Consider the following 22,378-nt stretch of genomic DNA (forward strand, 5'->3'; position numbering starts at 1 on the left):
GGTCGAACACTCCCCCAACAGCACCCCCACCCGCACCGCGCTGCAGGGGCGGCGCTGATCTGGTCCGGTCAGCTGCACACGTCCCCGCACCCCTCGGTCCCGGCCGGACGTACCTGGACCGTCAACCAAGGTGGCGCAGGCTCTCCGGGGTGAGGTCGGCCAGAGTGGGGTAGCCGTCCACGGCCATGATCAGGTCGGCCTCGGCGAGCAGCGAGCGCAGCACATGGACGATGCCGTCGGTGCCGCCGAGGGCGAGGCCGTAGGCATAGGGGCGGCCGATCCCGACGGCGGAGGCGCCCAGGGCGACGGCCTTGACGATGTCGGCTCCGCTGCGGACCCCGGAGTCGAACAGCACCGGCAGGCCGTCGGCGGCCTCCACCACGCCGGGCAGCGCGTCCAGGGCCGGGAGGCCGCCGTTGGCCTGCCGGCCGCCGTGGTTGGAGCAGTAGATGCCGTCCACGCCGCCGTCCTTGGCCCGGCGCACGTCCTCGGGGTGGCAGATGCCCTTGACGATCAGCGGCAGGTCGGTCAGCGAGCGCAGCCAGGGCAGGTCGTCCCAGGTGAGCGGGTTGCCGAAGATCTGGGTCCAGAGCAGCACCGCCGACTGCGGGTCCTCCTCGGGCGTGCGCGCCAGCCGGGCTCGGAAGACCGGGTCGCTGGTGTAGTCGGCCAGGCAGTGGCCGCGCAGCTGGGGGAAGTTGGCGGTGGCCAGGTCGCGCGGGCGCCAGCCGGTGATCCAGGTGTCCAGGGTGACCACGATGCCCCGGTAGCCCGCCTTCTCGGCGCGGTGAACCAGGCTGGCGGCCAGCTCCCGGTCGGTGGGGGTGTACAGCTGGAAAAGGCCGGGGGTGTCCCCGAACTCGGCGGCCACCTGCTCCATCGGGTCGACGGTCAGGGTGGAGGCGACCATGGGCACCCCGGTGCGCGCGGCGGCCCGGGCGGTGGCCAGGTCGCCGTGCCCGTCCTGGGCGCACAGTCCGATGACACCGATCGGGGCCATGAACACCGGCGCGGGCAGCCGCATCCCGAACAGCTCCACGGACAGGTCTCGCTCCGCGGCGCCGACGAACATCCGCGGCACCAGGCCCCAGCGCTCGAAGGCGGTCGCATTGGCCCGCTGGGTGCGCTCGTCGCCGGCACCGCCCGCGACATAGGACCACACCGAGGGCGGCAGTGCCGCCTGCGCCCGCTCCTCCAGCTCCGCGAAGCCCATCGGGAACCGCGGCAGGACACCGCCCAGCCCGTTGAGGTAGATCTCGTTCTGGTAGGAGCCGAACGGCTGTCCCATGTCTGGTCCCCTTCGCTTTCACCGGTGGAGTCGCTGGGCGACATCCTCGACCAGCAGCGGCGTTCCGTCGACGGCGGGGTGATCAGATCAGATCAGCCTGAGCTGCGTCGGCCCCGGGGGCTCCGGGGGCTCCGACGGCTGCGCGGGCTCCGCAGGCACCTCGACCCGTGCCCGGGCCGGTCGCTCACTGGGCCCGATGCCGAACTCGGCGGCCAGTTCGTGCACCTGGCGGGTGATCCGGCGCTGGTACCAGGTGGGGGCGTAGGCGCCCTGGTGGTACAGGGCCTGGTAGCGGCGGACCAGGTCGGGGTGGTTCTCGGCGAGCAACTGGAAGTACCACTCGCGGGCGCCCGGTCGCAGGTGCAGGACCAGCGGGGTGACCGAGGTCGCGCCGGTGGCGGCGATGGCGGCGACGGTGGCACGCAGCTGCTCGGGGGAGTCGGAGAGGTAGGGCAGCACCGGCGCCATCAGCACGCCGCAGGGTATGCCGTGCTCGATCAGCGTGCGGCAGACCTCCAGCCGCTTGGCCGGCGACGGGGTGCCGGGCTCCACGCTGCGCCACAGCCCGTGGTCGGTGAAACCGATCGAGACGGCGGTGGCGACCTCGGTGACCTCGGCGGCCTGTTCCAGGATCGGCAGGTCACGCAGGATCAGCGAGCCCTTGGTCAGGATGGAGAAGGGGTTCGCCCGGTCGCGCAGCGCGCTCAGGATGCCGGGCATCAACCGGTACCGGCCCTCGGCCCGCTGGTAGCAGTCGACATTGGTGCCCATGGCGATGTGCGCACCGTCCCACTTCGGCGCAGCCAGTTCACGCCGCAGCAGTTCGGCGGCGTTGACCTTGACGACGATCTGGCTGTCGAAGTCGTGCCCGGTGTCCAGGTCGAGATAGCTGTGGGTGCTCCGCGCGAAGCAGTAGACGCAGGCATGACTGCAGCCCCGGTACGGGTTGACGGTCCAGCCGAACGACATCCGGGACGACCCCGGCACCCGGTTGATGATCGACCGCGCCCGCACCTCGTGAAACGTGATGCCCCGGAACTCGGGCGTGTCGAACGTCCGCGTCACCACGTCAAGGCCGAAGAGCCCCGGCGCGGCCGTGCCGTCGGCACTCAGATTCTGCCAGCGCATGGCGCCTCCTCGGGTTGGTGCGGTTGACCTCCGAACCCCAGAATAGAACAGATGAGCGAATATATGTCGAGGGGGTGCTCAGGGCTGGATGCCGCGTAGCAGGTTGGTGATCAGGGCGTCGGCGAAGGCGGGGTCGAGGGGTTCGTCGGGGAGCAGGAGGCGGTGGTAGCAGGCGCCCCAGAGTTGGTCGACCACGACCTGGGGGTCGACGTCCGGTCGGATCTGGCCCTGGTTCTGGGCGGTTCGGAGGCGGTCGACGGCGAGCTGTCGGCGCGGATGGGTGTAGCTGCGGCTGAGGGCCGCGGCCAGGGCGGGGTCGGTCTGCGCCGCGCCGACCAGTTGGGCGATCGCCGGGCCGGCCTGCTGTTTCGTCAGCAGTCGTACGAAGGCGTGCAGTTGGGCGGTCAGGTCGCGTTCGATGTCGCCGGTGTCGGCGAAGGCGAGGGTCTCCTCGACCGCGCTGAAGTACGCCTCGAAGGCCAGTGCCCCGGGGGAGGGCCACCACTTGTAGAGCGTCATCTTGCTCGCTCCGGCGCGGGCGGCGACCTTCTCGAAGGTGATCGAGGCCAGCCCGCCCTCGAACAGCATCGCCGCGGCGGCCTCCAGTACCTCGCCGCGGACCTGGGCCGCCGGTCGCCGTCCGCGGCCGCGCCGTGGCTGGGCCTCGGCCCCGGTCTCGGTCTCGGTCTCGGTCTCGTCCATGTGTCCCCTCGCCCTCCTGCTTGCGCTATATGGACGATCAGTCTACATTTCATTTATGGACAAGTAGTCCACATGTGAAGAGGAGGCTGATTCCGATGACCACGACAACTCCCCGGGTAGCCATCGTCACCGGTGCCACCGGCGGCATCGGCCGCGCCGTCGCGGAGCGGCTCGCCGCCGACGGCATGGCCGTGGTGGTGCACTACGCCGGCAACGAGGCCCGCGCCAAGGAGGTCGTCGACACCCTCACCGCGGCCGGCGGCACCGCCACCGCGATCCGCGGCGACGTCGCCGACGAGGCGGAGATGTCCGCGCTCTTCGAGCAGACCGGACAGCTGTATGGCGGCGTCGACGTGGTGGTGAACACCGCCGGCATCATGCTGCTGGGGCCCGTCGCCGAGTACGACCTCGGTGACTTCGACCGGATGCACCGCACCAATGTGCGCGGCACCTTCGTCGTCTCCCAGCTGGCGGCGCGCACGCTGCGCCCCGGGGGCGCCGTGGTCAACTTCTCCACCTCGGTGACCCGGCTGCAGCAGCCGGGCTACGCCGCCTACGCGGCCACCAAGGGCGCGGTGGAGGCGATGACGCTGATCCTGGCCCGCGAGCTGCGCGGCCGCGACGTCACCGTCAACGCGGTGGCCCCAGGGCCGACCGACACCCCGCTGTTCCTGGAGGGGAAGCCGCAGCAGGTCATCGACCAGATCGCCGGCCTGGCGCCGATGGAGCGCCTCGGCACCCCGGCCGACATCGCCGAGGCGGTCGCCTTCCTGGCCGGCCCCGGCCGCTGGATCAACGGCCAGGTGCTGTTCGCCAACGGCGGCATCGCCTGACCTGGCCCGATCCCATTCAAAGACCCGTCGGAAGCTGCCAGACTCGGGGAATGGCTGACGAAGATCCGTATCTGTGGCTCGAGGACGTGACCGGCGAGCGGGCCCTGGACTGGGTGCGCGCCCGCAACGAGGAGTCGACCGGGCGGTACGCCACCGGCCCGGCCTTCGACGCCCTGCGCGAGGACCTGCGGGCGGTGCTGGACGCGGAGGGCAGGATCCCCTACGTGACCCGCCGCGGCGAGTACCTCTACAACTTCTGGCAGGACGCCGAGCATCCGCGCGGCCTGTGGCGCCGCACCACCCTGGAGCAGTACCGCACCGACGCCCCCGCCTGGGAGGTGGTCCTGGACGTCGACGCGCTCGCCCGCGACGAGGACGAGAACTGGGTGTGGCACGGCGCCGACGTGCTGCGGCCGGGGCACCGGCTCGCCCTGGTCGAGCTCTCCCGCGGTGGCGCGGACGCCGCCGTGGTCCGGGAGTTCGACATCGAGGAGCGCCGGTTCGTCAAGGACGGCTTCGAACTCCCCGAGGCCAAGAGCCGGGTCGGCTGGATCGACGCCGACCGGGTCTACCTGGGCACCGACTTCGGCGAGGGCTCGCTCACCGAGTCGGGCTATCCCCGGCTGGTGAAGGAGTGGCGCCGCGGCACCCCGCCGGACCAGGCGGTGACGGTCTTCGAGGGCCGGACCGAGGACGTCTCGGTGAGTGCCCACCACGATCCGACACCGGGCTTCGAGCGCGACTTCGTGCACCGGGGGATCGACTTCTTCCGCGACGAGCTGTTCCTGCGCCCGTCCGACGGCAGCGAGTTGGTGCGGGTGGAGGTTCCCGAGGACGCGGAGGCGTCGGTGCACCGCGAGTGGCTGCTGGTGCGGACCCGTTCGCCCTGGCGGACCGGCGGCCGCGACCATCCGACCGGCGCGCTGCTGGCCATCGGCTTCGAGGAGTTCATGGCCGGCGGCCGGGGCTTCACCACCGTCTTCGAGCCGGACGGCCGCACCTCCCTGGAGGACTACCGCTGGACCCGGAACCACCTGCTGCTCACCGTCCTGCGCGATGTGGCCACCGAGCTGCGGGTGCTCACCCCGGCCGGCGAAGGCCCCTGGGCGTCCGAACCGCTGCCGGGGACGCCGCCGCTGGGGTCGGCCGGGATCCTGGACACCAACCCGGAGGACGACGACGAGTTCCTCACCCTCACCACCGGGTTCACCACCCCGCCCACCCTCAGCAGGGGCGTGGTCGGCGGCCCCGTCGAGGTGCTCAAGCGGGCTCCGGACCTCTTCGACGCCGAGGGGACCGCTGTCGAGCAGCACTTCGCGGTGTCCGAGGACGGCACCCGGATCCCGTACTTCGTGGTCCGTCCACGGCCCGGCGGCGGCGCGGACGGCGCAGACGGCGAAGAAGGCGGGCGCACGCTGCTGACCGGTTACGGCGGCTTCGAGGTCTCGCTGACGCCGGACTACCTCACCGTGGTCGGCCGCGGCTGGCTGGAGCGCGGCGGGACCTACGTCCTGGCCAACATCCGCGGCGGTGGCGAGTACGGGCCCGAATGGCACACCCAGGCGGTCAAGGCCGGGCGGCACAAGGTCTACGAGGACTTCGCCGCCGTCGCCCGGGACCTGGTCCGACGGGGCGTCACCACCCCTGCGGAGCTGGTGATCCAGGGCGGCAGCAACGGCGGGCTGCTGATGGGCGTGATGCTCACCCGCTACCCCGAGCTGTTCGCGGCGATCGCCTGCCAGGTCCCGCTGCTGGACATGAAGCGCTACCACAAGCTGCTCGCCGGAGCCTCCTGGACGGCCGAGTACGGCGACCCGGACGATCCTGAGCAGTGGGCCTACATCGGCGCCTACTCGCCGTACCAGAACATCCGCGAGCAGCCCGGATATCCGCCGGTGCTGTTCGCCACCTCCACCCGGGACGACCGGGTCCATCCGGGCCATGCCCGGAAGATGGCGGCCAGGATGCTGGAGCTGGGCCACACCGTCGACTACTACGAGAACACCGAGGGCGGCCACGGCGGCGCCTCCAACAACGAGCAGACCGCCTTCAAGTGGGCGCTGGTCCTCGACTACCTCTGGACCCACGCCGGAACCTGAGAACGCCGTCGGCCCCCTGACCGAACGTCAGGGGGCCGACGGCACAGCCTCAGAGGGTTCCGACGCCGTTGGAGTAGCTGGTCATGTTGAAGGTGCCGAAGCCGTTCTCGACCGGGTCACCGGTGTTGTTGATGCAGTGCAGGATGCCTCCGCCGCCGGGGCCGTTGAGGCAGACCGTCATCAGGTCGGTGAAGACCACGCCGGGGGTGTCCGGGACCTCGTAGGCCCGGTCGGTGTAGATGTTCGCCGACAGGTCGAAGAAGCAGTAGCTGCCCAGCCCCCAGGCGTGGTGGTCGGTAACGTGGTCGGCGACCTTGTAGGAGGCGTAGCCGTTGGTGCTGCCGTGCACCCAGGCGGACTGGGTCGGGACGTCGTAGGGGTGCTCGTTCTGGAAGAAGTAGGTGCGGCCGTGGTTGCCGTTCCAGAGCACCTCGTACTTCTGGTAGTGCTCGACGGCGAGGCCGTAGGCGGTGACGCGGTCACCGTTGACCAGGAAGCCGGTGTCGGCCGGGTTGACCGACCAGCCCACGCTGCCGTCGTTGCCGTGGTCGGCGCGCCAGAGCCAGAGGTTGTCGCAGACCACGTCGTTGCTGTCGAGCTGGATGCTGACGGTGGCGCCGCCGGGCAGCGCGCCGCCGATGCGGGCGTAGACGTCGAAGAGGACGGTGGGGTTGTCGCTGTGCCGGGTCCAACTGCGGCCGTGGCCCACCCGGAGCAGCACGGGGGAGTTGGCCGATGCGGCCTCCAGCAGCACCCCGGCGACGGTGACGCCGCCGACGTCGGCCACCTCGATGAGCGAATTGCCGTGCGTGGCCTGGAGGGTGGCCAGACCGATGCCGAGCAGGACGGTGTTCGGGCGGTTGACCCGCAGCGCCGAGGACAGGGCGTAGACGCCGGGGGTGAACAGCACGTGCTGTCCCCGCTCCAGCGCCAGGTTGATGGTGGAGGCGGAGTCGCCGGGGTGGGCCACGTGGAAGCGGGACAGCGGGATGCTCTCGCCCGCGGCCCGGCCGTTGGCCCAGGTGGTCCCGGCGGAGTTGCGGCGCAGCGCGGGGACGAAGACGCGGTACGAGCCGTCGCGGGCCAGCGTGAGGAAAGGCTTCTCCCGGACGGTCGGGGTCTTGTCGACCACGGTCCAGGCCGGGTTGGGGAAGTGCTGGGCCGGAGCGCCCGGGGTGCCGACGAAGACCATGTTCCAGTTGGAGCCGACCCAGCTGCCGAAGGTGTCGTTGCGGGACAGCCACTGCTGCTGCGAACCGGAGTCGACCTGGCCGTCCACCACACTGTCGGCCAGGAACCCGCCGCTGGACCAGCGGTTGCCGGGCGGGCTCGGCCACAACGTCATGTCGCCCTTGACGTGGGTGCGGCGCATCGGACCGGCCTGGGCGACCGCCCAGCGCTCCAGCCCGTCCGGCGGGACGATGCACAGGTTCTCGGCGGCGCGCCAGAAGTTCTGGGTGCCGTTCCCCTGCAACCACTGGGCGTCGACCGTGACATGACCGTTGATCACGACATCGTCGGGACTGTCGCCGAGACCGAGCACATGGGTGTAGAAGCCGACGTTGACGTCGACGTTGTAGGTGCCCGGCTTGAAGGCCAGGGCGTACCGCTCGGTGCCGAACTGGTTCGACTGCTGAGTGTTGAACACAGCGTCGACCTGGGCCTGGATCGCGGCGTCGCCCATGGACGGGTCGAAGACCAGGACGTTGGCGCCCAGGCCGCCGGCGCCGCCGTTGCCGCCGCCGCTGTTGCCGTGAGCGGGCGCGGAGGCGTAGGCGGATCCGGTGGCGAGGTTGCCGACCAGTGGCAATGCGGCTGCGGCGACGGCCGCGCTGCGGAGCACGGTGCGACGGTTGGGGCTGACGGACATGACTCTCCCTGACGTGGTGGATGGGGAGGATGGTGCAGTTGCTCCTCGAGGGCGAGAGAGCGCTCTCAGGTGGAAGTGAAGCAGCTGGCTCATACACCGTCAATGGTCTGTAGCCAGGCGGCCCCAGGTCGTGCGGATGGCTTCAGATGATGAAGGAATGTCGATGTTCGCGGACCTGGAAGGGACTTGGAGGGGACTTGGAAGGGGCCTGGAAGGGACCCGGAGAGGGAGCGGGCCGGGGCCGGATCGGGTCCTCCGGCCGGGCCCGGTGATCGTCGCGCGAAATGTGTCGGGCCGATGGCGGCCCGGGTTGGCCGGAAATGCCTGCGGAGGCAGGTGGGACGCCCTAGCGTGCTGTGGCATGGACACAACTTCTCCGCAACCGAAGTCGCCTGTCCCTAATCTGGCGTGGTCGAACGAGCTTCTGGACGACGCCAGGGCCGCGCTGCTCGGGGCGCTGGGGATCGCCGACACGGTGCTGCACCGGGCCGGCGGTGACCGGTCGGCCTTCCAGGTGGACCTCGACGACATCCGGCGGATGCCCGCCGACGTCGTCGAGGCGCGGACCCTCGTCTACCGCACCGGGACCGTGCGGACCCACTTCGCCTGGGAGGACGCCCGGGGTCACGTCGAGGCCCTGGCCGCGCTGCTCACCCGGCAGCCGCCGGCCTTTCCCCCGGTGACCCTCGCCCGGGCCGTGCTGGAGGCAGCGGCGCTGGCGTTCCACTTACAGGACAGCTCGGAATCGCTGACGGTGAGGCTGGCCCGCGCCGCCGGGCTCTGGGCCACCGAGACCGCCTACGAGGTCGACCTGACCACCGCCGTCTCGCCGCAGGACGCGACCGGCGCGCTGGCGCGCCGGCAGGAGATGGTCGAGACGTTCCAGCAGGCCGGCATCAGCCTGCTGGAGGACCGCCGCGGCCATCCGCTGGCGCTCCAGGTCGAACGCACCACGCTGGAGGAGACCGGGGTGAACCTCACCAGGACCATCGGCAAGCTGCTGCCCGCCAACGCCAGCCTGGGCGTCTACACGGTCCTCTCCGGAGCCGCCCACAGCCGTACCTGGGCCGCCGCCAGCGGGGACACCGTGGGCGACGGCTGGGGGCGGCTGGAGTCCCAGCCCTCCACCACCGTCCAGGCCGTGATCACCACCCTGGTCACCCTGGAGTACTGGGTCCGGACCTGGGGCGCCTTCGCCGGACTGGCCACGGCGGCGGAGGCCGACCGGATCGCCGGCTGCACCGGTCGGTTCGCGCTCCAACTGCGCGACCGGCACCTGAGCGGATGATTTTTCTGTTGGCAACACGTTCGTCACGGACCGGCAAGCTCGGTGGGTCCTCCTGATGGCGGCGGGCCCGGGGTTCACGGGACGGTTGCGTACGGACGGCTGGTGATGAGGTGCTGGAGAAGGACGGACTGCGGGTGCTCTCGGTCTACGAGGGGTTCTTCTCCGGCGGGGCCCGAATGCTGCACAGCGACGCGGTGATCGGGCTGCACCGGAGCGGCCAGCGCCACAGCGTGCTGAGCATCCACGGTGAGGTGCACCGCGAGGCGACCCGCCAGCGGATGGAGGACGACGCCTGCTACGCCAGGCTCACCGCCGCCGGCGTGCCGGTCGCCTCGCTGGACCGCAGCCCCAATCTGACATCAAGTCAGGATCTTTCCAGAGGACCGGACTTCACCGCCGCGGAGTTGGACGCCACCGCACGCCTCGCGGCCGGGGCCGACATCCTGCTGTCCCTGAAGGAGCAGCCCCTCGGCCTGCTCAGCCAGGCCGTCCCCGCGCACCGGCCAGTGGTGGTCTGCCTGCACCGCTCCGACCCGGAGAACCAGGGGCCGGCCCTGGACGACCTGCTGGCCGCCGTCGCCGACGGCCGCGTCGCCGCCTGCGTCTGCTGCGCGGAGTCCACCCGCGACGCCTACCGGGACGCCGGAGTCCCGGCCGGCCTGATGCGGGTCATCCCCAACGGGGTCGACCTGCTGAGGTTCCGCCCCGACCCGGTCCGGCGCGCGCAGCTGCGGGCCTCGCTGCGGATCCCGGCCGGCGCCCCGGTGATCGTCTTCGCGGCCCGCTACGCCGCGATGAAGAACGTGCCGCTGTTCCTCCGCGCCGCCCGCGCCTACCTGCGCCGCGAGCCCCGGGCCCGGCTGCTGCTCTGCGGCGCGGGGATGACCGCCGACAACCCGGGCCTGCTCGCCGACATCGCGGCGGCCTTCGCCGACCGGCCCCGGCTGGCCGGCCGGCTGAAGCTGCTCGGAGTGCGCCTGGACATGGAGAACGTCTACGCGGCCGCCGACGTGGTCTCGCTGACCTCCGCCAACGGGGAGGCCGCCCCGCTCTGCCTGATCGAGGGCATGATGTGCGGCGCGGTCCCGGTCGCGACCGACGTGGGCGACTGCGTCCCGATCGTGGCCGGCCACGGCTTCATCACACCCCCCGACCCCGAGTCGATCGCCGCCGCCTGGTCCGAGGCGGTGGCCCGCCGAACCGAGCTCGCCCCGTCGCTGACCCGCAGCCGCGAGCGCTTCAGCCGCACCCGCATGGTCGCCTCCTACGCCACCCTCCTGGACGCCGTCCACCGCGATGCGGCAGCCCGCGTGGCGCTGCACTGACAGCGGACCACTCGGCCGTTCGGCCGCTCGGTCGTTCGGACTACCCCTGGGCGGCTTTGCTCGCCTTCGCCGCCCTGGCTGCGGCCTTGGCCTCCTGCTTGAAGGCCCGGACCTGGTCCAGGGACTCCGGGCCGGTGATGTCCGCCACGGAACGGAAGCTGTTCTTCTCGCCGTAGGGGCCGGCCGCCTCGCGCCAGCCCTTGGGCTGTACCCCGAGCTGCTTGCCCAGCAGGGCCAGGAAGATCTGCGCCTTCTGCTTGCCGAAGCCCGGCAGCTCGATCAGCCGGTTGAGCAGTTCGGTCCCGGTCCCTGCGTCCCGCCACACCGCGGTGGTGTCGCCGTCGTAGTGCTCGTCCAGGTACGCGCAGAGCTGCTGGATCCGCTTGGCCATCGCGCCGGGGTAGCGGTGCACCGCGGGCTTCTGCGAGCAGAGCGCGGCGAAGGCGTCCGGGTCGTAGCCGGCGATCGCATGTGCGTCGAGATCGTCGCCGCCGAGCCGTTCCAGCAGCGTGTACGGGCCGCTGAACGCCCACTCCATCGGCACCTGCTGGTCCAGCAGCATGCCGATCAGCGCGGCCAGCGGGCTGCGGCTGAGCAGCGCGTCGGCCTGCTCGTTCTGGGCGAGGCGGAGGGCGGTCGCCATCGCGTGCTCCTTCGTTCGGTTCGTTCGGTTCGTTCGGCGGACGGTCGATGGTCCGGTGACCTTCCGGTCTATTGTCCGCGCGCACCGACCGTCGGGCATGTGCGCCACTCCTGAACTGGTCATTCGTCAGATTGCAGGGGCAGCGGTCATGAGCAGAGTCCGGCCGCGAACGCCCCCTGTAACCCATTGACCACCGTTGCCCAGACGTGCACGATGGATCCCGAGAATGTTTCTCGAACCTTCGAGTGAAGGAGGCGCCGTGCGCGCTGGCTTCCTTGGCAAGGATCCTGAGTCGCAGGTGGGCAACTCGCCCACCCTGTTCGCGACGGACCGTAAGGACCGCGTCACCTACATCGCCCAGGGATGGAAGGTCACTGACCCCCAGGCGCTCGCTGACATCGGTCCCGTGCCCGACCACGAGACCCTGATCGAGATCCCCGAAGAGGTTCTGAAGTTCTACGCCCGCCGCTACATGGAACAGGAGGGAGATCACTGAGCCTCCTGGTTGGAGACGACTTCGCCAAGCTGTTCCGCACCTTCGAGCACACGGCGTTCCGCCTGGAGGTGCGTGACAGGTACGACGCCTCATACGAGAACGAGTCACTTCGCAAGTTCCTCGCGGGCGAACCGGATGACCTGCCCTGGATTCAGGACTGGCTGACCATGATCAGCGCTGCGACACAGCGAGGGTTGCGGTTCTCACGGGTGCGCGTCGTCAGCTTGCCCCTGACGGACTACAGCCGCTTCGGCGTCTGGTGTTCCCAGTTCACGAACGGTGCGGGCGAGGACATCCGTTACCTCCCTCGCCCCGAGGCTACGGCCGCGGGGCTGCCCAACCACGACTACTGGCTCTTCGACTCGTGCATCTTGGTGCGGATGCACTTCGATGACGGTGATGGCTTCCTTGGAGCTGAGATCATCGAGGAGCCGGCTGTGATCGTGGAGCACAACTACTGGCGGGATGCCGCATGGCACCACGCCAGACGACGGGAAGACTTTGCCACCGAACAACGCATCGAGCGCTACTAACGTCCAAGAGGCGCGTAGGGCGCTCGGACAACGACTCCGTGAGCTACGCCAGCGGTCGAACCTGACTGGACGGCAGCTCGCGGAGTCGTTGGCGTGGCCACCGTCGAAGGTTTCCAAGCTAGAGAACGGAAGACAGACCCCGACGGATGAGGACATCCGGGGGTGGGCGTCTACCACCGGCAGCGTGGGCGAGACAGAAGCCCTGCTCGCATTGCTGCACACGCTCGAACTCCAGCACGCCGAGTGGCAGCGTCAGTTCAAAGTGGGACTGGCGGCCCATCAGGGTGAGCTGGCTGACCTTGACGAGAAGACCCGCCACTTCCGCGTGTTCGAGTCAACGGTGATCCCTGGACTCTTGCAGACGGCCGAGTACGCCCGAGCCCGTCTCGTCCAAGGGGTCACCCTGTTCAAGGCGCCGAACGACATCAATGATGCGATCCGCGGTCGGATGCAGCGTCAGGAGATGCTCTACCGGCCGGGCAAACGGTTCCACTTCGTTCTGACCGAGGCTGCGCTTCGCTTCCGGCTGTGCTCCCCAGACATCATGCTCGGGCAGCTCGACCGCCTGATCTCTCTGTCAGCACTGCCGAGCGTGCATCTGGGGATCATCGGTTTTGAGACGCAGTACGTCGTCGCCCCGTGGCACGGTTTCTGGATCTTGGACAACGACCGGGTGATGGTTGAGACCTACTCGGCTGAGCTCAACCTTGCCCAACCCCAGGAAGTCGAGCTCTACTCCGGCGTCTTTGAGTCATTGGCGGGCGTGGCCAGCTACGGCAGGGCAGCCCGGGCGATCATCACGCGCATCATTGATGACCTGGTTGCGGAAGGCGAAGGGCCGACGTAGCTTCCGAAAAACCTCATGCGGCTCGTTGGCGTGCAGGCGTAGCCTGACGGAATGGTCTACGACGAGCTTGAGGATGAACATTTGCCAGACCCCTACGGGCCCAATTGGGATGCCCTTGGGGGAGCGGCTGATGAATCTCCTTTTATGGAGGCTGCGTTCTATCTCTTGAGGGAGGGGACGCAGTGGTTTGGCATCCTTGCGGGCCTGGTGATTCCCGAGAAGCCCTTCGCGCGAAATGACGCCATCTTGCGTGGACTGCTTGTCCGGCAGTGCAAATTGCTGCGCCTAACTCTTCGAGAGCTGCACAGCCAAGAGACATTTCAGCAGCAAAGCATCACGCGGGATTCAATTGAGACGCTTGCCACGTTGCTCTACCTGCTCAGCGACGACGGCACGGGCATCCACTTCGACCGGTACATCATGAACAGCCTGGTCGCCGAACGCGAACTCCTCCGAGACATCGAGGAGAACATCAAGCTCCGCAATGGCGAGGTTTGGCCTATTGAGGAGCGCATGAAGCGGTCGGCGGAGAAGACTGCCAAGGCAGCGGGTATCGATGATGTTTCAAAGCTCCCGGGGCGAGCGAAGATCCGCTATCCAAATGCGGAGGAGCGAATCAAGCTCCTCGGGCGGAACGCCTACATTGCCTACCGCATGGGTTCGGTCGAAACCCACGGCGATTGGAACGACCTTTACCGCAACCACCTCTCCGTTGAAGGTGGGGAGTTCCTTCCGAACCTAAAGAGCTTCGAGGTCCGGCCTCAAGTGCCCCTCATGCTCGTTATCCTCTCGTTCACGGTTGTTCTGGACAACATCGAGCGCCTTACTCTTGGCAACGAAGCCGCCGACTTCCTCCGGCCGTACCTGGAGGATCTCCTTGGGCGCACACGGAAGCCGGATGAGCTGCACGAACAGTTCATGATCTCTGCCTAAGGGGCGAGCCGAACCGTTCTCGATGATTCGCAGGCGCCAGCTCTCTTCTGTGAGTTCTAGAAACCTGGAGAAACTTTCTTCCTGACTCTCCTTCGTGTCCCTACGCTCCCTTGTGGAGCAGAAGCTCTGACTGGGAGTCAGGAGATCATCTCGTGCGCACCTCGCTTCCGCTGCTCACTTCCGAGCAGCTTGCCCGCCTGCCTGAGCGGGCACGGAATGTGGTCGAGTACCGCAAGAGCGGGCTCAGCCTCAACCATGTGCAGGGATGCCCCCTGGACTGTGCCTACTGCATCCGCCACACCTACGGCTTGTGGGACCAGCGCGTACCGCGAGCGCTGATGACGGATGCTGAGGCAGTCGATGAACTGGTCAATCACCGCTACTTCCAGCCGCACATCACGCCGGTGCAGTTGTTCAACCGAGCCACCGACCCGTTCCTGCCCGCTGTCCGTCCCCACACCTTCGCCGTGCTGGAGGACCTGGACGCCCGCGGCCTTCGGAACCACGTACTGGTGATCACGCGCCACCAGATGAAGACCGAGGACGCCGTACGACTCAACGGGCTGCGGAACGTCAAGGTGACGCTGTTGTTCACCTACTCCGGGATCGACAACAAGGACATCGAGCCCTACCCGTCGACCGTGGCGGCTCAGTCGCTGAAGATCATGAGCGCAGCCGTCGGGCGTCGCTACCGAACGGTCCTCTACTGGCGCCCGCTGGTTCCGGGGCTCAACGATTCGCCGGAACACCTCGCGACCGCGTACGAGCTGAGCAAGTACGCTGACGCCACCGTGTTCACGGGACTGTTCTACCGGGACGAGATCGCTGAGTACTACCAGGTGAATGGATTGCCTGAGCCGTACGACGAGACCGCCCGGCGCAAGATCGTGCCGGAGACGCTGGAAGAGCGTGTCCTCTCAACCTTCGCCGGCAGCAGCTCGTTGTTCCGTAAGACCTCCTGCGCGGTGTCGTTCGCCCATGGTGAGCCGGACTACAACGGCCACTACGGCATCCCAGAACTTTGCGACATCTGCCCCCTAGCGCAGCTCGACCTCTGTGGGAGCAGGCACCAAGTGCCGACGGCGAGACGGATACAGGAAGTCGCACGCACTCTTCCCGACGCCAACGGCCTGGTGGTCGTTGACATCACGGAGGGAGCCGCCGTCGTATCTGGGCTCAAAGAAGAGCAGCCGCGCTACTACTTGCAGCACGCGCTTGGCTTCCAGGTTCACGATGTCCGTCACCCTCACCGCGACCGGCGACATGGCCGGGCGGACATCGGATGGAAGGAAGCAACCTCATGACCGACTGGACGAGCCTTGATTACGTGGTCGTGGATGTCGAGGGCAACGGGCAACAGCCGCCCGACCTTGTAGAGCTGGCTGCTGTCCGGATCGCCGGGGGAGTCATCGGGTCGCTGTCGACATGGTTGGTACGTCCGGCGACACCGATTACGCGGTTTGCCGAGTCGATCCATGGCATCAGCAACGAGCAGGTGGCTGGCCTCCCGGTGTTCAGGGACATCAAGCACGAAGTGCTTCGGGCGCTGGACGGGGATGCCTTGGTCGCCCACAACGCCCACGTTGACGTTGGCGTTCTTCAACGCAAGCTCGGCGACTGGGAGTGTCCGGAGGTCTTCGACACCCTCAAGCTCGCCCGTCGCCTGATCCCGCACCAGATGAGCTACAAGCTCGGTGCCCTGGTCGAGGCGTACAAGCTGGCCGAGGGAATGCCTACGGACCTTATGCCGCACCGCGCAACCTATGACGCCCTGGTCGCAGCACAGCTGTTCATCCACATGGCGAATCCGCCTGGGATGGAGCCGCTGACGCTTGAAGCCCTCCGCAACCAACTACCGGGAGGGATTGGCGATGAAGCTGCGACCCTTTTCTGACCACCCGCGCGGAGTGTTCGTCAGCATCGATGGGCCAAGCGGTGCCGGTAAGTCAACGATCGTCCGGCACTTGGAGCAGATGCTCGTGGCGACCGGCGAAGCCGTCCACGTCACGGCTGAGCCATCCAAAGGTGCCATCGGTGGGTTGTGCCGGGAGCTGACGGAGACGACCAAGGGCTACGCGCTGGCCTGCTTGTACGCTGCCGACCGCTACCACCATGTGGATGAGGAGATCCGGCCACACCTAGAGGCCGGCCGGACGGTGATCAGCGACCGCTACATTCCGTCCGGACTGGTCATGCAGCGGTTCGATGGCATCGACCCGACGTTCTTGTGGCAGATCAATGCAGCCGCTGATCGGCCGGATCTCGCGGTCATCCTCGAAGCCGACGCCGAGGTCATCGCAGAGCGCCTGCACGACCGGGGTGCACACAACCGCTTTCAGCTCTCGCCGGGCAGTTCTCACGCTGAAGTGCACTTCTACCGTCAGGCCACGGAGCGTTTGATCCAGGCGGGTTTCGATGTGCTCCGCGTGGACTGCAACCAGCGGGCACCCGAGCAGGTGGCACGAGTCATCCGCGATCGCCTGACGAGCTTCTTCGCTCAACCTGCCAGCACGTCATAAGCCGACGCGGCTGGTGGGAATTGAGGGTTCCCACCAGCCGCGTCATCCACCGGTGGATGTGGGAACGACGATGAAGCCTCTGATCTACGGCTACATGCGGGTCACGGATGACATGGACGACCAGGAAGTCCTACAGACGGAGCAGGCGCTTACGACCTTCGCCACGGTCGAGGGGTACTGCCTGGCGACGATCTTCTACGAGTACGACAGCGGCTCTCAGGCGGCCTTCGCTCAGCTGATCCACGAGCTTCGACGATCGGAGGCGCACCACGTGGTTGTGCCCTCCCTGGAGCAGCTGGCTGACTCCCAGATAGTCCAGGCGCTCATGGTCGACCAGGTTGAACTTGATGCCGGTGCGGCTGTCCACGAGACGGCGAAGGCATGTTGAGCGAACTCGACCAGGCGATCGTCTTCGGCCTCACCACGCTCAGGGACGATGCGGCGAAGATCGCTGCTGCACTCGTCGCCAACGAGATGACGGACAGAGAACAAGACCACCTTGCGAAGCGGCTCGTCGTCCTGGCGGACGCACTCAACGAGCGTGCCGAACTGACAAGGAAGCGAACCGGCGGTGGAAGCGTCAGTGACATCAGCAGCGCTCGGGGAGACACGGGTACCAAGGCGGTCTGATCCGCGCCCTATCGACCAGCGACGATCGCGTCCCTTGGCGTGGTGTAGCCGATCAGCGTGGGGTGGTGCGCCGGGGGCGTGGGCCCGGGTAGCTTCCGCTCCCTGCCGACAGGGTGGGCCACCGTGCAACTCTCCGTTGTGAACGGGCAGTTCAACGCGGGAGGTGCCAGGTGGCCCTGTCTCAGCATGACCTACTGCGGCTGCTGGAGTCACTACGTTCGGCAGACGGCCTGGAACTGGTGCGCTCGGTGGCCGAGCGGATGCTCCAGGAGCTGATCGAGGCCGAGGCGACGGCCAGGATCGGCGCGGAGTGGAACGAGCACACCGACGCGCGCACCGCGCTGCGCAACGGGCACCGGGACAAGACGCTCACCATGTCCCGAAGCGAGGAAACGCAGCAGCGATTCGCCGATCGCGTAGTTGGCATTCTAGCGTCCAAGTTTGAAACATCGGAGGATGAAGTCGCTGAACGAATCGCGTTCTTCTTTGGCCAGCACGCCGCGTTCTCAGGATTTCGAGGGTTGGGCTATGAGTATGACGGCTCGCTAGGTGCTAAGCGAGCAGTTAGGAACATGCGAAAAGAGCTCTTCTCTATGTTCATAGACAAAGCGGCGTATACGGGCGATATTTCAAGAGGGAGACACTTCGCTGCCCTTGAGGTAGATGACGGCGTCAGGTTGCTCAATGGGATATTGAAGCAGTTGGTTTGGGTCTACGTAATTGACAACCCTCGGATGGCAACGCATCAGTTCGGACAGCGGGAGGTAGTCAGATTTCTGCTAGACAAGCACGTGCAGGTTGCACTTCATGGAAGCGAAGGGGGCCTCAGTATCTTTCCACAGGGTCGTAAAGATACGATCCTGTCCTTGCGTGAGGGTGGAGACAAGATGGGACTGCTGCGATTTGCGGCAGATCACGTGTCAAACATGACCGACGCTTATGCAACTATGATGTTCCATAGATTGAGTGGTCAGGCGGCAGGGCCGCTTAACGTCTACATCTAATACTCTGCTTCATGTGACTTCTCTGCCTCGTTCAAACTTGCACAGCTCCGCTCATCTACCGGCAGACGATGACAGCCCGCTCGTCGCCCGTACGACCTTGAACACGGCTATGCGGAACGGTGAGGGAGGCAAGACGCCTCCCGTCGCAAGGTCGTGCCTGATCCCGGCGTAGAAGTCGAAGCCACCGGTATGCAGGCCGTCCAGGATGCTGGTGACGCTCCGTTGGGCATCACGTAGCCCTGCCCGGGATTCTTCAACGGCGCCGGAGATCTCAAGCCAGTCGGTGAGGTCCTGGACGGCGCCGTCGATGAGGTCTTCTTCCTCCTCGGTGCACTCATCGGGCTCGTCGGTTATCCACGCCAAGGCTCCAGAGAGGATCGGCCACAGATCACGCCCTGTCTGCATGCGCCTGAGTTCAACGAGGGGCGGCGACTTGGGGTCCGGAACGATCTGGATCGGCGGCATCTCCTCCGTCGAGTTGACGTCGATGATCCTGTCGACCTGCGCTTGCTTGAGCCTGCAGATCTCATCGACGAGCGTCTTGAGCCCCCACACCTCGATGGTGACGGCCGGGTACAGGGGGCGGAGGCCGTTGTCGATGAACTGGTCGACCTCGCCCGGCAAGGTGTCGTTGGTGAGGAAGCGCCATAGACTCACGTCGCGGTGCTCGTTGAGACAACCTTCCAGGTCGCCGCGGATCTTGGACTTGGTCTTGTCGATCCGCTCACCGCGGGTTGCGTGCGCGGCCATGAACACCCTGGCCTTGGGACAATAGCCGTCGTTCTTGGTGTCACCCTTCGGCCCGGCTGCCCGTACCGGCTGATAGTCGCCCGGATAGAGCTCCACACCCAGTCGGTCCATGCAGTCCTGGAAGGCGTTGCCTTCGAGGAGGACGAGCCGGCCTTCAACGACCTTCCGCAGCGAGTTCTGATCCACGGCAGCCATTACCTCACGTGCCGTTGCTCGGCGTCGGTGGATCAGGCGGATCTGACGACGTGGCCGGCGACGGGTTGGTCCTGGGGTTCTACAAGGTCGGATCGACTGGGCAGGATGGGCGGCGCCAGTCGTCGGCACGTCCGTAGATCGTTGGATCGATCAGGGTGTGCAGGGCTCCCGTGAAGTTCTTGCTGATCAGCCGAAGTCTCTGATCGGGTCAGCGCTCGTACTGCTGCATCTGCTCCATCTCGTCGTGGCTGAGGCCTGGAATCAGTCCGCCGCGGCACAGAACCCGCTGAAGGCGTGGACGAGTGGCGTCTTGCGACGCAGCAGATGGAGGCAAGAAGCTCCGCCTTCGGTGATGCTCCCATGGCCTCGGAAACTCGATGTTTAGGACCAAGATCGTTCGGGTGGACCATGGAAGTCACGGCTCGTTCGGCGTGCCATGGCCAACATCATTGATCAGAAGCTGACTTGAGGTCCCCGTAGGTCTCTGCGGGTACCGGCCCCGCCGTCGACGCCCCGCGGGTTTGTACTTCGGCTGCTTCGGGTGGGACATGTAAAGCAAGACGTTCGACGCCCGGAGGACGCCTTGATCACCTCCACCTTGCAAGTCGAAGCGAGCGCCCACCGTTTGGCATAGAAGGTGCCGCGCCGGTTAGCCCTCGCGAAGTGCCGGGTTGAACATCTTCAAGGCGTCCGAGCTCTCGGCGCCTGAGCACCTCTCGCCACGCCGATGGTTCGAGATCGAGCGCGACAAGGGGTTGACGAGAGGACGTGAGATGTCGATCAAGCTCCACGATCCCGGAGTGGTTGAGCGGCCTCGACCCAGCGGCAACGTGATGATCCTTGTGGTGATCATCGTCTTGCTGGCCGTGGCCATGAACCCGGAGCAGATAGCAGCTGCTTCGACCCTCCTCACTGGCGTGGCCGCAGCTGTAGCGAGGCTGAACGGCGAGCGCGGCAAGTAAGAGCCCTCGTCCTGGTGCTGCTTGGCCCATAGGTCCGACCAAGCAGTACCAGTACAAGCACAGAGCTGTTCCGGTACGCGTTTGCCATGGCCACGTTCCAAAGCTCCGCTGGCCACGGGTTGGTACTCCTCCGGTGGGGTCCAAGGTTTCTCGGCCAGCGGCCGAAACGAGGTGAGCTAGAGCCCCTGGAGAAAGGCCCCGAGGTCAGTGTTATCGAGGTCAGCTTTACTCATTTCGGATGCCGCCCGCCAGTTCTCGGTCTTTCGCCAGACGCTGCCTGAAGCCTTTGCCAGCTTGTCGTAGGGTCCGAGCGTCTGGGCGCCATTGCCGAACGCTCGCTTCACGGCGGAGTCAGTGAAGTAGTTCTCAAGCGCCCGCCGGTCGAGCACGTGCCCAGGGATATTCAACCGTTCGCATAGCGCTACGAAGTCCCGGCGATCCTTTGCAAGCTCGTCACCAGCAGCCAGACGCTCGCTGTCGATCAAATAGTGAACGTCTCCGCCGATACGCAGAAGATTGGCAAGTTCTTGTTCCACGTCACCGCGGATAAGGTCGTTGCCGTGCATCGGGATCATGAGGATCTCGTGTTCCTTGCCGTACAGTCGCAGCAACTGCATGAGCGTCCGGATCTCAGTCTTGCCCTCGACCAGCAAGACCTTATTGAACCCCATCTCTGGTCTGTTGTCGAATGACAACTGTCCGAGCAGGGTTACGAGATCCTGGTTGTCCTCGTAAGTCCGCAGGTCACTCGTTCCGCCGGCAGGCTTGGAAACGGTATAGATATGGTCGGCTGCTGTCCGGGCCAGGCCCACGCTATGCGTGGCGAAGATGACCCCGTACTCGGTGTACTTAGCCAGGGTTTGCAGAAAGTCAAGCTGCAAAGACGCGTGGAGGTTCAACTCTGGTTCATCAATGAGCAGAAGCTTTGGACGTCGCACCAGCACGTTCACCATGACGATGACGAAGTGGGCAAACCCAGCCCCCAACTCGCTGATACGGAAACTTGTACCGCCGACTGTAAGTTGAAGCGTCTGCCCGGAGGCGTTCACGTCCAAGTTATCGAATCCGAAGATTCTCTTGAGCTCCTGGAGCATCTTATACACAGCTTCGTTGGATGTTGGATTTTCTCCAGACTTGTGCTGCAAGAAGGTATTTACAAAGGAATCGCCTGTCTGGATGTCGTAGTAACCCGGATTTCCGCCAACATTGATAGTGTTGCGAAATGGTCCGATGTACATGGTGTCGACAAGAACGCCAATCGCCGCAATCAGAGGTGCGAAGTACACCTCTGATGTGAATCTTTCTGCGCCTGGCATGTCGCGCACAAGCTTGGTTCCATTGAGCGCCCTGAGCTCCAGTCCAACTCCGATGCCTTGCTGGGTATAGCGAGTCGTCAAAATTAGTGGCTCGGCCTCGTCTGGGAATTGCCCAGAGGGTCCGTCATGGACAATGATTTGAATCTCCATAGGGCGTTCACTTCCCGCCCGCAGGAAGCGCTCCCCAGGAAGAACAGTGGGAGTCCAAGTCCATTGCTGATTTTCAAATAGAGCATTGCGTGTGTAGCTTCCATTGGCTTGGCAAAGTTGTGTCAGTAGCGGCCTGATCTCATAGAGGAACCGCAGGAGTGAACTCTTGCCGGAGTTATTCGTGCCAACAAGCGCAGTGAAGCCGTCACGTACCCGGAAGATAGTCGGCTCATCGCCGAAGCAGCGGTAGTTCTTGATTCTAAATTCAACATCTAGCATGATCATTATTGTACGCTCACGGCTGGGATTTCGAGTGAAATCCGCCAAGAGTAGCCCGCCGTAGTGGGAAGGCAAGGTCGGCACGGTAGGTAGGCCTGCCCACGAGTGCGTGGCCGGCGCCGCGGTAGTTGGCCGAAGCTCTGCGACGGGCTACCGTCGCTGATAGCTTCCTTCTCTCTCCAGGGAACACCGTTGCTCAGGTGAAGGAGCGTCCATGTCGCGCTGGGAAGTTGAAGACGAGGACTGGGATCGGGTCCGGGACCAGTTGAAGGACGCGATCATCGAGGTCGCGCGACGGAGGGATCTAATCGCCTACAGCGATCTTGTCCGGGGTGTCCCCGAGATCGACGGCGCCCAGTCACATGCGCTCGCGGCCATGCTCGGTGAGATCGGGGGGCAGTGCCGTGCCGAGGGTCTCCCGCTTCTTAGCTCGCTCGTTGTCTACAAGGACAAGAGTGGACCTGGGCCGGGCTTCTACCAGGCGGCCGAGCAGCTCGGCCTCAGCACGGGATCGAACGCCATGGCTCGCGAAGAGTTCTGGTGGCGCCAGGTAGCCAAGTGCCACGAGTACTGGGCTCGGTAAGCCCT

At 66.1% G+C, this 22,378-nt stretch carries 23 protein-coding genes and 1 pseudogene; 17 read left to right on the plus strand and 7 right to left on the minus strand.

Features of this window, described 5'->3' with window-relative positions; genetic code table 11:
* Positions 1-121: 121 nt before the first annotated feature.
* The 3 genes from ABUW04_RS17890 to ABUW04_RS17900 all read right to left on the minus strand — a co-directional run bounded on the left by ABUW04_RS17890 (position 122) and on the right by ABUW04_RS17900 (position 3,118).
* Positions 122-1,288, minus strand: a complete 1,167-nt coding sequence (locus ABUW04_RS17890; RefSeq protein WP_380565693.1) for a lactate 2-monooxygenase — start codon at positions 1,286-1,288, stop codon at positions 122-124.
* An 87-nt stretch (positions 1,289-1,375) separates the two neighbouring features.
* Positions 1,376-2,416 (minus strand): Rv2578c family radical SAM protein, encoded by a 1,041-nt coding sequence (locus ABUW04_RS17895; protein WP_380565694.1) that lies wholly within the window; start codon positions 2,414-2,416, stop codon positions 1,376-1,378.
* A 78-nt stretch (positions 2,417-2,494) separates the two neighbouring features.
* Positions 2,495-3,118, minus strand: coding sequence for a TetR/AcrR family transcriptional regulator (locus ABUW04_RS17900; RefSeq protein ID WP_380565695.1), 624 nt, complete (start codon positions 3,116-3,118; stop codon positions 2,495-2,497).
* A gap of 95 nt (positions 3,119-3,213) precedes the next feature.
* Between ABUW04_RS17900 and ABUW04_RS17905 the strand changes: the two genes are divergently transcribed.
* Together ABUW04_RS17905 and ABUW04_RS17910 are read left to right on the plus strand one after the other, a co-directional pair.
* Positions 3,214-3,951 carry an SDR family oxidoreductase gene (locus ABUW04_RS17905; protein ID WP_380565696.1) on the plus strand — a complete coding sequence of 246 codons (738 nt, stop codon included), beginning with the start codon at positions 3,214-3,216 and terminating at the stop codon, positions 3,949-3,951.
* Between the two features lie 50 nt (positions 3,952-4,001).
* The gene (locus ABUW04_RS17910; RefSeq protein WP_380565697.1) at positions 4,002-6,050 is read left to right on the plus strand and encodes a prolyl oligopeptidase family serine peptidase; all 2,049 of its coding nucleotides are present in this window, start codon (positions 4,002-4,004) and stop codon (positions 6,048-6,050) included.
* A gap of 49 nt (positions 6,051-6,099) precedes the next feature.
* On the opposite strand, the gene ABUW04_RS17915 is transcribed toward ABUW04_RS17910, so the two are convergent.
* Positions 6,100-7,920, minus strand: coding sequence for an adenylyl cyclase (locus ABUW04_RS17915; RefSeq protein ID WP_380565698.1), 1,821 nt, complete (start codon positions 7,918-7,920; stop codon positions 6,100-6,102).
* 361 nt (positions 7,921-8,281) lie between these two features.
* On the opposite strand from ABUW04_RS17915, the gene ABUW04_RS17920 reads away from it, so the two are divergent.
* Both ABUW04_RS17920 and ABUW04_RS17925 read left to right on the plus strand, forming a co-directional pair.
* Complete coding sequence (locus tag ABUW04_RS17920) at positions 8,282-9,208, plus strand: hypothetical protein (RefSeq protein WP_157623841.1); 927 nt, start codon at positions 8,282-8,284, stop codon at positions 9,206-9,208.
* A gap of 110 nt (positions 9,209-9,318) precedes the next feature.
* A complete protein-coding gene (locus ABUW04_RS17925) occupies positions 9,319-10,533 on the plus strand; it encodes a glycosyltransferase (protein WP_380565699.1) in 1,215 nt (404 codons plus the stop codon).
* Between the two features lie 40 nt (positions 10,534-10,573).
* Here ABUW04_RS17925 and ABUW04_RS17930 read toward each other — a convergent pair whose 3' ends face one another.
* Positions 10,574-11,176, minus strand: coding sequence for an HhH-GPD-type base excision DNA repair protein (locus tag ABUW04_RS17930; protein ID WP_380565700.1), 603 nt, complete (start codon positions 11,174-11,176; stop codon positions 10,574-10,576).
* Positions 11,177-11,435: 259 nt separating this feature from the next.
* Here ABUW04_RS17930 and ABUW04_RS17935 point away from each other — a divergent pair, with 259 nt between their 5' ends.
* The 11 genes and pseudogenes from ABUW04_RS17935 to ABUW04_RS17980 all read left to right on the plus strand — a co-directional run bounded on the left by ABUW04_RS17935 (position 11,436) and on the right by ABUW04_RS17980 (position 18,138).
* On the plus strand, positions 11,436-11,672 hold the full coding sequence (locus ABUW04_RS17935) for a hypothetical protein (RefSeq protein WP_380565701.1): 237 nt from the start codon (positions 11,436-11,438) through the stop codon (positions 11,670-11,672).
* A gap of 5 nt (positions 11,673-11,677) precedes the next feature.
* Complete coding sequence (locus ABUW04_RS17940; RefSeq protein ID WP_380565990.1) at positions 11,678-12,205, plus strand: DUF6879 family protein; 528 nt, start codon at positions 11,678-11,680, stop codon at positions 12,203-12,205.
* Positions 12,138-13,052, plus strand: a complete 915-nt coding sequence (locus ABUW04_RS17945) for a helix-turn-helix domain-containing protein (protein WP_380565702.1) — start codon at positions 12,138-12,140, stop codon at positions 13,050-13,052. The genes ABUW04_RS17940 and ABUW04_RS17945 overlap by 68 nt, the downstream gene beginning before the upstream one ends.
* Before the next feature lie 51 nt (positions 13,053-13,103).
* Positions 13,104-13,985, plus strand: a complete 882-nt coding sequence (locus ABUW04_RS17950; RefSeq protein ID WP_380565703.1) for a DUF5677 domain-containing protein — start codon at positions 13,104-13,106, stop codon at positions 13,983-13,985.
* Positions 13,986-14,137: 152 nt separating this feature from the next.
* On the plus strand, positions 14,138-15,289 hold the full coding sequence (locus tag ABUW04_RS17955) for a radical SAM protein (protein WP_380565704.1): 1,152 nt from the start codon (positions 14,138-14,140) through the stop codon (positions 15,287-15,289).
* A complete protein-coding gene (locus ABUW04_RS17960) occupies positions 15,286-15,879 on the plus strand; it encodes a 3'-5' exonuclease (protein WP_380565705.1) in 594 nt (197 codons plus the stop codon). Before ABUW04_RS17955 ends, ABUW04_RS17960 begins: the two co-directional genes overlap by 4 nt.
* Positions 15,857-16,504 carry a dTMP kinase gene (tmk, locus tag ABUW04_RS17965; RefSeq protein ID WP_380565706.1) on the plus strand — a complete coding sequence of 216 codons (648 nt, stop codon included), beginning with the start codon at positions 15,857-15,859 and terminating at the stop codon, positions 16,502-16,504. The genes ABUW04_RS17960 and tmk overlap by 23 nt, the downstream gene beginning before the upstream one ends.
* A gap of 70 nt (positions 16,505-16,574) precedes the next feature.
* The gene (locus tag ABUW04_RS17970) at positions 16,575-16,892 is read left to right on the plus strand and encodes a recombinase family protein (protein WP_380565707.1); all 318 of its coding nucleotides are present in this window, start codon (positions 16,575-16,577) and stop codon (positions 16,890-16,892) included.
* Positions 16,886-17,134, plus strand: a complete 249-nt coding sequence (locus ABUW04_RS17975; protein WP_380565708.1) for a hypothetical protein — start codon at positions 16,886-16,888, stop codon at positions 17,132-17,134. Before ABUW04_RS17970 ends, ABUW04_RS17975 begins: the two co-directional genes overlap by 7 nt.
* 170 nt (positions 17,135-17,304) lie before the next feature.
* Positions 17,305-17,508, plus strand: a pseudogene (locus ABUW04_RS39710) (transposase); the annotation flags it as partial.
* Positions 17,509-18,138, plus strand: coding sequence for a hypothetical protein (locus tag ABUW04_RS17980; protein ID WP_449341752.1), 630 nt, complete (start codon positions 17,509-17,511; stop codon positions 18,136-18,138).
* Between the two features lie 51 nt (positions 18,139-18,189).
* On the opposite strand, the gene ABUW04_RS17985 is transcribed toward ABUW04_RS17980, so the two are convergent.
* On the minus strand, positions 18,190-19,074 hold the full coding sequence (locus tag ABUW04_RS17985) for a hypothetical protein (protein WP_380565710.1): 885 nt from the start codon (positions 19,072-19,074) through the stop codon (positions 18,190-18,192).
* Between the two features lie 680 nt (positions 19,075-19,754).
* Between ABUW04_RS17985 and ABUW04_RS17990 the strand changes: the two genes are divergently transcribed.
* Positions 19,755-20,045 (plus strand): hypothetical protein, encoded by a 291-nt coding sequence (locus ABUW04_RS17990; RefSeq protein ID WP_380565711.1) that lies wholly within the window; start codon positions 19,755-19,757, stop codon positions 20,043-20,045.
* Between the two features lie 176 nt (positions 20,046-20,221).
* Here the strand turns inward: ABUW04_RS17990 and ABUW04_RS17995 are convergent, their stop codons facing one another.
* Positions 20,222-21,790, minus strand: coding sequence for an ATP-dependent nuclease (locus tag ABUW04_RS17995; protein ID WP_380565712.1), 1,569 nt, complete (start codon positions 21,788-21,790; stop codon positions 20,222-20,224).
* 214 nt (positions 21,791-22,004) lie between these two features.
* Here ABUW04_RS17995 and ABUW04_RS18000 point away from each other — a divergent pair, with 214 nt between their 5' ends.
* On the plus strand, positions 22,005-22,373 hold the full coding sequence (locus ABUW04_RS18000; protein ID WP_380565713.1) for a hypothetical protein: 369 nt from the start codon (positions 22,005-22,007) through the stop codon (positions 22,371-22,373).
* Positions 22,374-22,378 lie beyond the last annotated feature (5 nt).

The sequence above is a fragment of the Streptacidiphilus jeojiensis genome (genome assembly GCF_042510965.1).
Classification (GTDB): domain Bacteria; phylum Actinomycetota; class Actinomycetes; order Streptomycetales; family Streptomycetaceae; genus Streptacidiphilus; species Streptacidiphilus jeojiensis.